The organism is Oscillospiraceae bacterium (assembly GCA_015065085.1).
GTDB lineage: Bacteria > Bacillota > Clostridia > Oscillospirales > SIG627 > SIG627.
Window position 1 is genome coordinate 131,049 of sequence record SVQW01000002.1, and the last position, 12,671, is coordinate 143,719.

Genomic DNA, 12,671 nt, shown 5'->3' on the forward strand with positions numbered 1-12,671 from the left:
TTCTGCTTATTTATATTGTTCAAGCTTTACAGGTCCGATAAGACCGGTAGGCTCAAGCAGCACATATTTTGAAAATCTGTCACGGAATTTATACGCGGCATTATTGGTAACCGTTATTTCCAATTCATTACTGCCCTGCACTACAAATTCCGAAATATCAAATCTGTAAGGCGGGAAAATTCTTGTACCTGCATCTTTTCCGTTGATTTTCACGCAAGCTGTTTCACCGACATTTCCAAGGTCGAGAATGTAATTTCCGCTTTCCGGAACGGTAATATGCGTTTGATACCGTATATCTCCGGCAAAATCGGGAACGCCATGTCTGCCGTTTATGCTGAACAGATTTCCGGTAGTTTTATACGGTGAAAAGCTGTCTGCATCCGCCTCTCTGAGATGTATTTCGTAGCTGCAGGACGGGGTAATTGACGAAACAATATTTTTCTTCATCTCCCATTCCACTTGATCATCAGATACATCACCGAAGATTACGAGCACCGAATTGTAAGGAGCAAGACATATTTTCACGTTGCCGTCAATGCTTTTTACCTTTTCCGCTTTATTTTCAAATCCGCGGTACAGTATATACTCCCCGCCGTCAAATGCACCAAGTCGCACATCGGCGCATACAGTGTTATTTATGTCCTCGTTGGAGAACATATAAATATGTGCTCCGCCGCGTACATAGTGTAAATATCTCAGATTTGGATACCTGCCGTCGGTTACAACGTCAACGTATCCGTTGGCGTGCATAAAACCGCACAGCTCATCCGGATTTACCGTTTCAAACTCTTCATCCCGTCTGTCCGACACAACAACTACCCGTGTGTTGGCTTTTTTAAGCGAATCGCGTATACGGCAAGGCATATATTCCGCATAAGGTACAAGAATAAGCTTATACTGCTCATTGCCCAGCATATTGTCCCGGCCGATGCTTTCAACAGCCTCACAAGGGAGAATATCATAATCCAACTGGTTGTCATACAACAGCTTTGCTATATCCTCCAACGGAGTGCGTGCAGTACGTGTCCAGTGGTTTTCCGCATCATAAAGGATTGCACAGGTATTTATATGAACACCTCCGCTCAGCATATGACACATGCGGTTAGTGTATTCCATAAGCAGTCTGAAATACGGATACTGGGGATTGCGTCCGCCAAGATAAAATGTCGGTGGAACATCATTGGGATCACTTAAAGGCGAAAATGCATGGGGGACATAGAAATTTATACCTCGCACCAGCATATGGTCAAGCAGATACTTCATGAACTTAGTGCCTTCCGCCCAACCGAAAGCACCGAATATTTCACACATTGCCCTGCCCTTCATATGTGGCTGATAATGCGCAAGCGATGAACCGAGCTTTGCAAGACAGTAGTTGAAGAAACGGTTTTCCATCTCTTTATAACTCACAAATCCGCTGTTGGCACACTCCGTAAGTCCCGGCATTATCTGGTGGAGCACCACATCTATACCCGACATATCCTGAGGACTGAGCGCTCTGAAATAATGTCCCGCGCCGTATGCAGTTCGGGCATGAATGTTATTATCCTCAATAACATGTCCTATATATTCCACACCATGCTCATGACACCAGTCGGCCAGCATGGCAGGGAAATTATCATGATATGAATGTGTGATATAATCCATGTATGCCACACGGTACTCTTCGTGGCCGATGTCACGGAACTCAAACCACAGTGCCAGAAGATTGCGCATACCGTTTGTACCGTACAGCTTTTCAAAATGCTTTGCAACACTTTCATGCCAGGGATAATAGGTAAATATCTCACCGAGAACGGTAAAAGGGTTATTATGGTTATTTCTGAAACCGGGTTCATCCGAGAAAAATCCTGCAAAAACATTGCCGAAATATTCGCCCAGGTTTTCATAGTGCTTGTCATAAACTTCGCGTATGTATACCCTTGTTGCCTCAGGATTGAGCTTATCGCAATATTGCAAAGTGCGGTCTTTCAGTACGCTTTGCGCCTTTATGAGAAACACTATACGCCACATACCCTCGGGAAGATCAAAATATACATTTCCGTCTTTTAAATTACCGCTCAGATCGATAATATTACCGGTAAGTACCTTGCTGTCAGGTATATGCTCACAGGCGAACACTGCCAGTATTTCTTCGTCCTCCGCTTCCCGCCACACATCCGCCAGTGCGCACCCTTCGGTAACAGGTCCCGGGACATCCATATGACGCTCGGTTATATTCCATTGGGCATACTCACGGTGCTGTGCTATATATCCGTTGGCATAGCCGGAAGGAAAATGCTTATCGTCCAATATCCACGCTTTCATGCCATGCGTTGCGCAGAAATCAAATATAAGACGGCAATCGCTCCACCAATCTGCGTTGCAGAATTCCTCGTGTGTCCGTGATTCCAGACAAACGGCACGTATACCGCTTTCGTATATTTTTTCAAGCTCAGCAACTATTTTTTCGTCATCCTCATTGTGGAGCCACAGAAACGGTGCAATGTAATTGTCCGGATTTTGTGAAAGTACATCAAAAATACGATTATCCAACTTCAACACCTCTGATTTGTTTTACTCAGTATAACACAAAAAAGGACTTATGTAAAGCCCTTTTACATTTTTTGTTTATTTGGTAAAAGCACATCTGATGCTGAGTATTTACTTTTTGAAGAACGAAATCCGCTTTACATCACTGCAAAAACGGCTCTCATCGTAAAGATTTTATCCGTTAAAAACCAAATTACAACGAAAAAAGCACTTCGGTAAAGAAGTGCTTTTTCTATGGAGCATAGGGGACTTGAACCCCTGACCCCCACACTGCCAGTGTGATGCGCTCCCAACTGCGCTAATGCCCCGAATTCCGCCGATTGAATACCGACGGGAGCAGTATAACCAAAAAGAGCTGAACTTATATCGGATACTGCATAAAAACATGTTTTTGCAAATGATTATTGATCTTTACTCCTGGGACTTGTGATACTCCAGCATTTCGGCAAATATCTTTGATGCCACGCCGGAATTCTTATTTACGTATATGTAGGAATCGCGATGAAGTCCGTCATTGATATGTACAAGTTTTATATGTTCTTCAGACTCTCTTCCCCAGGAAACACGGGGGTACAGCGTAACACCCATACCCAGCTTTACATATTCTCTTATGAAGTAAGGGTCATCACATTCAATAATTACATCATGCTTTACACCGTTTTCGCGCAAAAGCTTTTCGGCATAATCGCCCATACTGGTGCCGCTGGGCATACATATAAATTTTTCACCCGAAAGATGCTTTAGATTAACGGAAGACATTCTGGAAACGGGATTATCCTTATGAACCGCAAGAAAGATTTCATCATGAACAAAAAGCCAGCTCGTGAAAGCATCGTTTTTAATGTCGCTGTCTGAAATTATTATATCATACTGCGAACGGTTGATGTTGTCGCCGTGATCGGAGTGCTTGATGTTAAATGAAACAGCGGGATATTTCTGTCTGAAAAGCGAAATAACATTTGTTACTATGCGTCGGTTGGTCATAACAAGAAGATTTATTTCACCCGAAGGCTGAGAATTGAGATTGAGCATCTCGATAGTTGCCTTTCTTATCTCATTCTCGCTGTTTTCCAGCGCACGAAGAAATATCTTGCCGTATTCATTAAGACGCAAAGTGTTGGCTGTGCGATCAAAAAGCTTTACGTTAAGTTCGTTTTCCAATTTTTTTATAGTTGCCGAAACTCCCGACGGCGGTACCATAAAAATACTTGCCGTATGAGAAATATTTTCGGTTCTTGCAACATGCATAAAATACTTGAGCTGTAATATTTCCATTTTTACCTCGTTGCCACATTGAAGACTGTATACTTTTGTTTGTATAGTCGCATTATATCACAAATTACAGTAAATTTCAAGATATGCCACAATAATATTTACTATAATTTACAAATTATTAAACAAACGCGGTAAACGTTTTGAAAAAATTGTTTAAAAGCATGGCTGTCTCATCGACATTATCTACATAGATGCACAAAAAAATGTAGGGGTCAATGCCTACATCAGCCCTAAAACAATGAACAGATGTGGGCGTCCGCCCCTACAAAATGTGTTTTTTACATTAAATCCGTTTAAAGATACCGTACATTTTATAATTTTATTTCCGCCTTGTCTTCACAATAGGATATACGCTCTCCCGATGCCCAAAGTGTATCCAAATAATCAAAGAACTCCTGTTTTGATGCAAATGTGGGTTCAAACTCGTCTATCACCTTTTGGGCATATGAAGCATTGTCGCAAAGCAAACGGTACAGTGTTGCAAGCTGCCATTTTGCACAGCTTACGCACGCCTTTTCAACATCCGCAATGATATAATCCGCACCGTGGCTTGTTCCCCTTGCACCGGGTGCGTAAGGATGAAGCGCAGGAATAACCGATGAAATATCACCCATATCCGTACTGCCCGTAGATATGGCGGGATTATCGAAGAATTCAACATCCGGATATGCTTTTTTTGCGGTCTCCATCATCAGTTTGTGCAGATTCATGTCATTTCTGAGAGGGCTGTAACCGGGAATATCGTCAATTTCGATATTTGCTCCCATCGACAGTGCACCGCCGCAAAGAGCACGATTGATGCGCTTGTTTGCCAATCTTATTGCATCGAAGCTTGCTCCGCGCACATATGCCTCTATCGTAACCTTTTCGGGAATGGCGTTAACTGCCTCGCCACCATGGGTAATGATGGGATGGAAACGGATATAATCACTTTCCTTGAAGGTTTCACGTAACGCATTTGCGGCAGAAAGGCCCTGTGTTGCCGCATAAAGCGCATTGCAACCGTTCCAGGGGCTTCCGCCCGCGTGTGCAGACACACCCTTATACGTGATATTCTTTGCGACGCATCCAACACTTCCTCTGTTTGCCGAAAGTGCTGTGGAAGTGTGCACCATAAAAGCGATATCAACTCCGTCAAAATAACCGCGGCGCAGAAATTCAGGCTTACCGCCGAAATATTTAATTATTCCCTTATCCTTAAGTTGTCTGCGATAGCCTATTTCAATAAGCTCCTCGGCAGGCACGGCACAAAGACGTATTCTTCCGCACATGCCCTCCAGTACACCGGGCTCCTTGAGTGACGCCGCTATTCCCAGCAATGCCGCGCTCTGAGCACTGTGTCCGCAGGCATGAACCGCACCCGTGTTAGGGTCAGCCTCCTTGTGGTTAGGACATATCAGAGAATCCATTTCACCCAGAATAAGCACCTCGGGACCGGGGATACCTGTATCAAGAACAGTATAAAATCCGGGAATATCGCCCGCACGTATAAGCTCATACCCCAAGGCAGTAAACTTTTCTTCAAGATATGCCGAGGTCTTCCATTCCTTATAACCTGTTTCGGGATTTTTCCATATATAATCGTGTGCTTCAAAAATGAGATTACGGTTTTTATCTACCGCCGCAAAAAGCTTTTCCATGTATTTCTCCTTTAAATTCATAAATACAGTGCAAGGCTGCAATGCTTACGAAGTGTAAGCGAAAGTGTTCCGTTTCGGGAAGTATATTCTGCATTTTCAAATATATCCGTCAGCTTAACATCACGTCCGAAAATCTTCATTACGTCAATATTATATGTCTTATCCTGCTCGGTAAAATTAAAGATATACAGTGCATCTGCACCCTTTTTGAACCACACCTGCGGAAGCTCGGCTCCCGTGTCCACAGGTACCGACGCATAAAAGTCGGCGTACTTCACTGTGGTTTTCGCAAGCTTTAAGCCTTTATCGTTAAGAAGGCTGAGCTTATCACTCAGAATCACAGACGAACCGGTCATAAGTATCTGGGTACACCAGAACTTTGCTTCGTTGTAATTGAAATCCTCTCCCTCACGCCAACGGAATTTTTCGCTTTTTACCGCTTTGTAATATCCCTTTTTGGGATTAAGGACATTTGTGTCCCTTTCAAACGAGGTTTCGGGTCCGCGGACAACAAGATAATCCATATCATTCTGATATATATTTCTCTGTGCGGGTATGGCAGGATAGTATATTTCACTGCATTTCACGATATGGTTCCAGGTGTTGTGAATGTCAAGCCCCGTACGTCTGGAGTTAACTCCGTCTCCGCCGTATCCGTAAGGAAGAGAGCATCCCATTATGTGGCTTTCCTCTCCTACGCTTTCCCTGATAGCGGATATTAACTTCTTCAAAGCATCATAATGACCTGCGGTGCTGTCATGAAAACGATCGCATTTGAGAAGGTTACTGATAAAATCTATTTTATAAAATCCGAAGCCCGCATCTTTAAGGTAGGAGAAAATTTCCTTTACGAATTTCTCACCCTCGGGATGAGTGGGGTCAAGAACATAAAACTCCTCGTCCATTATGGGGTCGCCGTACTCATCAAGCACCAAAAAATCATTACGGCGCATAACGGTTCCGCACAGATAATGCAGTCTTGTCGGTGCCGTCCATATACCTGCGGTGTAGCCCTTTGAATTGATATATTCCGTTGTTTTCTTAAGTCCTCCGGGGAATCTTATACCCTCGCGCCAATCGCCCTCGCGCTGCTGCCAGCCGTCGTCTATGGCTATATACTTTATCCTTTCCCGCAAGGTATCATCGGCATATATAAAATCAGTGTTTTCCTTTACGTCATCCTCTGTGACGGAAGTGAAATAGTAATCCCAGCTTCCCCAGCCTATAACATTTTCCCATTTCTGCGGAGTACCGTTTTTCTCCGCAATAAGCCTTAGCGCATCTCCGTGTGTCATACCGCATGCAATGATGAAAGTCTCGGCAGGTATATCGCCTTTATAGGAAAAAGGCACAACGGTTTCAAGTACCATTTCATTTTTGTCGCGGAAATAATGCATCTCGGAATAAAACTTGCAGGGAAGCTTAACTGCAAATGTTATTCCCACGCCGTTTTTGTCCATCAGCGACATATAAAACTTACTTCTCGTATCCTCTTCAAGGTTTTTCACGCTTTTAAAGCCACTGTCAAAAAAGTCGTGAACCATAGCATACTCAAAATCCGCCTGTACATCAAAAACATACTTTATTTTGCGCACGGATTTATTTCCATAAGGCACATTCAAAGACACTTCATACACATCTCTGCAAACATTTTTCAGGTTTGCTTCACGCAAGCAGGGTATAACCGTGCCATCCGCATATTCGATAAACGTAGTTTTTAATTCAAACATTTTTATAATCCCCGTCTTTTTTGTGTTTTATAATCCCGATAACTGCATCTATACCGAGAGTTTTAATCAGAAGGCCAACAAAAGAGCATATCGCAATGCTCCACCCCGACAGCATTCCGCCTGCAACAACTATGGCAATATCAGTGACAAGAAGTGCCTTTCCTATGTCCATACGGCTGAATTTTCTTACTATCAATGCAATAATATCTGTACCACCCGAGCTTGAATCAACATAAAACATTACACCGCTTGCAAGCGCTATTATTGCCGCGCCAACCACCGAAGAAATAAATACATCGGATACCACGGGAGAGCTGACAGGGAAAGCAATGTCCATAAGCCCTATAAAAAGAGTTGTAACAACCGAACCCACCAATGTCCTTACAGCCATACCGCGTCCCAGAACCGCAAACGCCAGTATCAGTAATGCAAAATTTATAACCATAAGTATAACACCAGGGGAAAACGGCAAAAATGCTTCAAGTATAACGGATATACCGCTGGTTCCGCCCAAAAGCAGTGCATGGGGAAATATAAAGAAATTGGTACTGACGGCATAAAGCAATCCGCCGATTACTATCAGAGTATAATCCTTTACTTTCTCAAATTGCATATAGCACCCCTTAAATTGTTACTTTGTTGATATTATACTGTCCGAGCAATAAAATGTCAACACAAAAACGTAAAAAAGAAAAATTCGGGCACGTTTCCCCTAAAAAGCAACGCGCCCGAATGTTTATTATTTATCAAAAATAAATGCTGAAAAGTCTTTTATCATCGCTCATGATATTTGTTCCCGAGGCATAGTCGCATGCATCCGCACGGCTGCCGTCGGAAAATGTAAGTGTGTACGCCGTATTGACATTTGGCTTTTCAATTCTTTCGGCAGTGCAGGTGAGATTATCTGCCGTAATGGGAGAAGAGAACATTTCCTCCTCCGTATTTCCTATAAGCTTTGTACGGCAGAGAAGCGAAACACCCTTACGGATAATATAACGCGGTGCGCTCAAATACAAAACGGAATCCACGTTCCCGTCGGAATCCCACTCATCAAACCTTGACGCTTTCCAGTCAAATGCCTTTTCGGGCACAGGTGATATGAGGCGTACCTCCGTGCTGTCATCAAACTCAGCCAGTATTTTAACCTTGTCCGATTTTGCATCAAGGGTAAAGAACCCTCTTTCGGGTGTATAAGTCACACCCTCGGCAGTGATTTTGTTGACAGTGCTGTATGAGGGGATACGCATACGTATTTTTCTTATATCAGAGTCCCTGAAATCCACAGTTATTTCAGCCTTGCCGTCGGCTATATAATCACCATCGCAAATGACCTTGACCCCGTCGATGCACACCTCACAGGGTGAATAGAAATTGATTACAACCGCCTCACCGTCCGTCATAATACAGCTTTCCGCCATATTCATAAAGCCGCGCGGCATATTGTTGACACAGCAGTGGTTGTATACAAATCTCGCCTGAAGCTTGGCAACAAGATGCCTGCCCGATGCCCTTGCGGCACGTGCTCCCCATTTGCCGTCCTTGAATGCACTGGCCATAAATGGATTATAGAAGGCCATTTCAAAGGTATCCATATATTTTGCTTTACCCGTAATGCAGAAAAGCTCATGGCACAGGCGCATAAGATGTATCACATCGCAAGGCTCGGTCAGGCTGTTGATACCGTAAGCTGCATCGCCGAAAACATCGTTATACGCAACGCTGAACAGCAAATTTTTCTCGTGCTCCATGAGAATATCGTAAAAGCTTTCGCAGGCATCAAGATACTTTTTATTTCCCGTCACGCGGTAAAGCTCGCATATGCCGTCGAAGCAGGACATCATTTCATAAGCCTTTGCCCATTTGTTGGACGGTCCCTCATACCACTGAGTAAGCGGTTTTTTGCTGAGAGCATTGGCAATCAGTCCGGGCATAATACGGGAATTTTCCCAGCGGTCGGCTATACTCAGACAGAAATCCAGATACTTTTTATCCTCCGTCAGACGGTAAAGAATAAGCATGGGCTTCATGATGGAGCAGCTGGGCATACCCTTGAATGTGCCCGTATCGCCTATATCAGTATTTGTTTGTTTGAGTTCAGAAATAAGCTGGTTCGCCATACCCGTACAGCAATCAAGAACCCTTTTATCGTCTGTTATGCCGTAACACTCCAGCATTGCCCAAAGGGTATATTTTCTGCACCAGATATTCCAGTTCCAGTTATTTGAGGTCTTTTCTGGCGGAGCGGAAATAAAATTGTGCGAGGTTTTATATGTTCCCAGATACCCGTCCTCTCTCTGCAAAGAAATAAGCTTTAATGCGCCTTTATGTATAAATTCCTTAAGGCTGCTCTCACCCGTATATCTGTACACACGGCAGGCACTTATTATCCATTTACCCCAGAATTCGCCCTGCCATATTCCCACACCGTATATTTCGCTGTCATCATCCACACAGTTAACAAAGGCATCCTCCGCTTCTTTATAAACCATATTGCGGGCATGGTCGGAAAATATTCTCTGAGAAAAAAATGTATCCATGAGCTCTCCGGGATATCCCTTGACCTTTACATTTTCAAGTGGAGCTTTACGGACACGGTCTTTAACTTCATAATCAAGCATAACAAAAACTCCTTTCATGCGTACATTTTAACATGAAAGGAGCTTTGTTACAATATCATTTATTTACTTATCCTCACTCTTTGGTGACAATTCTTTACTTTTTCTGTACTTTACGGGCGTTATGCCGTAATAATCATTGAAAAGACGGTAAAACTGTGTCTTGCCCGCAAATCCGCAGTCAAGGCAGATATCCGTCACCGTCATATCGGTGTTTTCCAAAAGTTCCAGGGCTTTTTCAAGCCGTTTTTCGCGTATATAGTCAGTCAGATTCCTGCCGTAGCACTCCTTGAATTTGCGGCTGAAATATGATGGATTATAAAAACAGTCGGCGGATATATCACGAAGAGTAATTCTTTCCGAAATATGGGTGTCGATATATGAAGTTATATCCGACACAAATTTACTGTACTCTGCACCCGTATGCTCGCGCAGCTTACGTATCATCATGGCAAAAATCACTTGCAGACAGCCATACAGAACAGTGTTGTAGCCATCCTTTTTCTGTTCATACTCCTCTATCATGACATCCACTGTTTTTTCAATCACGGCAAGCTCACTGCCGCGGAACGGTATACGCTCCAGTCCGTTATACTCCCCTGTTATGGAATCAAACCTTTCAAGAGCGAATATATCAAAAATGTTTTCAGAATTTACCAGCTTTTCACTCATAAACTCAGGCTTGAACAGAATGTTTACAAACTCCATATCCGAGCGCTTTATTTCATGCACCTGAGAATAATTTATGAAAAGCAGATCACCTTTGGTAACCTCATACACGCGGTCATTTATGATGTGCACTCCCTTGCCCGAGCGTATGTACACAAGCTCCACAAACTCATGTCTGTGACTGTAAGTGTCGTGGTCTGCCGCAAGACGCTTTACATTTATAATTTCTCCGTTTTTGAATGAATTTTTCGGTGTGAATATTTTCATAATACCTCTTTTACAAAGCATTAAACGCTTATTACTCTGCCGATATTTCAATCTGCATCATTTTGAAATTGCCCTCCGTTTTGCGGTAAATGCCGTTTTTATTGAGCTGTGCTCCGATTACACGCTCACCGCCTGCGATATGGTAGGTTTTGTTTTCATCGACACACGGATACACGGTAACACCCGTCTGAACAAGCTTGTTTGAGAAGATCTGCACTTTTATGTTTTTAAAATCTCTGTCATTGAACTGGAGCACGGTAAAGGATTTTGTATCACACAAAATACGGCATTCAGCATTGCTCCAGAAAGCTCTCTGTTTCTTGAAATCCGCAACCATTCCGCACAGCATACTTTGCGTCTCGGGTGAAAAATGAGCCACATCACAGCTGAAGCCTATCGTCCCTGCAGAAAGAAAGCCTTTAAGCCAGCTTGGCGAAACATCACTAAGTCTTTCGCACACGGCATCTCCGGTAGCAAAAACATGCTCGGGATTCTCTTCATCATACCCATCCATACCAACACTTGACGCTCCAAGCACCGCCCAGCGTTCTATCACCTGGGGCGGAAGACGCAGCATTGATTCCTTGAATATTCTCATGCCGTGATAAGGGCTTTGGTTATCCGAAGGCCAAAAGCTGTCAAAATCTCTGCAATTCGAAAGAGTCATTCTCAATCCACCCGAGGCACAATTTGTAATATAAAGCTCGGGGTATTCATTACGGAAACGCTTTATGAGCTGACGGTAGCCCTCAAAATATTTTACAAAAGCCCTTCCCGTAGTATCAAATTCAAGGTCGGCATTGAAATCAAATTTGACATATTCAACACCAAACCGGTCAATAACGCCGCTGACGGCATCAAATATAAAATCTCTTACCTCACTGCGTGAAAAATCCGCAAAATACGTACCCTTATATTTTATAAAATAGTCACGGTGGCAATTCAGTGAATTGGTGTTCTCCATAGTACGCTCAGGTTCAAACCACAGTCCGAATTTCATTCCGTTGCGTCGCACTTCGTCCGCAATTTCCGCCATCCGTCCCTTGAATCCCGAATTGAGATTTTCCGTCCAATCGCCTATATTTGTCACCCAGCCCGCACTGTTTCCGAACCAACCCGCATCAATCACAAAGTATTCCGCACCAAGTTTTGCGGCGGCAGGAATCTGCTTCATGGTGCTTTCAAAATCAATGCGGTCAAAGCGGTACAGCCATGTATTATAAATAACAGGAAGAGCACGGCGAGGCATATTGATATTGCAGTAACGATGAAGTCTGTAACATTCAAAATCCCGTCTGTCTGTAAATTCATAGTATAGTATTTCAGGCAAATCTATGCTTTCGCCGGCATTCACCGTGTACACCATGTTGTTCGACCACATTCCCAATTCCATAGCAACATAGCTGTTTTCACCGGGGGCGGCACATCGCTGTGCCGTCATGTTCCATGAGCAGTCGGCAATAAGATGGAACACCATGCCTCGGTTAGCCTGACAGCTCCACAGCGCCATAAACGGAGCGGCACCGTTTGCCGAACGCACAGAATCGGTATGCGCAGATATTTCGGTGTTAAGCATATGCCACTGACCCATACTTTCGTTCTGCCAGCTGTTAAACTGAGTATACACCTCATATTCACCGCCGTCAAAGGTTATGCGCGAGCGAAGTGCAGTAAATGTAAGAGGCGCGTCACTTGTATTTTCAAGGCGGTCTCTGCGGGAAAAAATACCATCGTTCTTTTGTCTTATATCTGCAGTGAGCGTATACTTACCGTAATCGGCAAATATTCTGCCGTCGGAAATTTCAAGCGTCGCCTCGGGGATTTCCGAAAGTGAGCACACATTCCAAAGCTGAAAATGATTTTCGGTAAGAATTCTGTTCATAACGCATCCATCCTTGTTTCTGTTTGTTTACAGGAACATTATACAATATCAGACAGGAAAT

Annotated in this window: 8 protein-coding genes and 1 tRNA gene; all 9 read right to left on the reverse strand. The window is 43.6% G+C overall.

Annotated features, from left to right (window positions below; genetic code table 11):
- Positions 1–6: 6 nt before the first annotated feature.
- Positions 7–2,535 carry a hypothetical protein gene (locus E7588_03180; GenBank protein MBE6688265.1) on the reverse strand — a complete coding sequence of 843 codons (2,529 nt, stop codon included), beginning with the start codon at positions 2,533–2,535 and terminating at the stop codon, positions 7–9.
- A 232-nt stretch (positions 2,536–2,767) separates the two neighbouring features.
- Positions 2,768–2,840: transfer RNA gene (locus E7588_03185), tRNA-Ala, on the reverse strand.
- Between the two features lie 103 nt (positions 2,841–2,943).
- Positions 2,944–3,807 (reverse strand): LysR family transcriptional regulator, encoded by an 864-nt coding sequence (locus E7588_03190; GenBank protein ID MBE6688266.1) that lies wholly within the window; start codon positions 3,805–3,807, stop codon positions 2,944–2,946.
- 311 nt (positions 3,808–4,118) lie between these two features.
- Positions 4,119–5,468, reverse strand: a complete 1,350-nt coding sequence (locus tag E7588_03195) for an amidohydrolase (GenBank protein ID MBE6688267.1) — start codon at positions 5,466–5,468, stop codon at positions 4,119–4,121.
- On the reverse strand, positions 5,465–7,177 hold the full coding sequence (locus E7588_03200) for a hypothetical protein (GenBank protein MBE6688268.1): 1,713 nt from the start codon (positions 7,175–7,177) through the stop codon (positions 5,465–5,467). The genes E7588_03195 and E7588_03200 overlap by 4 nt, the downstream gene beginning before the upstream one ends.
- Positions 7,170–7,790 carry a YitT family protein gene (locus E7588_03205; GenBank protein MBE6688269.1) on the reverse strand — a complete coding sequence of 207 codons (621 nt, stop codon included), beginning with the start codon at positions 7,788–7,790 and terminating at the stop codon, positions 7,170–7,172. The genes E7588_03200 and E7588_03205 overlap by 8 nt, the downstream gene beginning before the upstream one ends.
- Positions 7,791–7,923: 133 nt before the next feature.
- Positions 7,924–9,813, reverse strand: a complete 1,890-nt coding sequence (locus E7588_03210; protein ID MBE6688270.1) for a hypothetical protein — start codon at positions 9,811–9,813, stop codon at positions 7,924–7,926.
- 45 nt (positions 9,814–9,858) lie between these two features.
- Positions 9,859–10,749, reverse strand: coding sequence for a helix-turn-helix domain-containing protein (locus E7588_03215; protein MBE6688271.1), 891 nt, complete (start codon positions 10,747–10,749; stop codon positions 9,859–9,861).
- Between the two features lie 10 nt (positions 10,750–10,759).
- A complete protein-coding gene (locus tag E7588_03220) occupies positions 10,760–12,610 on the reverse strand; it encodes an alpha-galactosidase (protein MBE6688272.1) in 1,851 nt (616 codons plus the stop codon).
- Between the last annotated feature and the right edge of the window lie 61 nt (positions 12,611–12,671).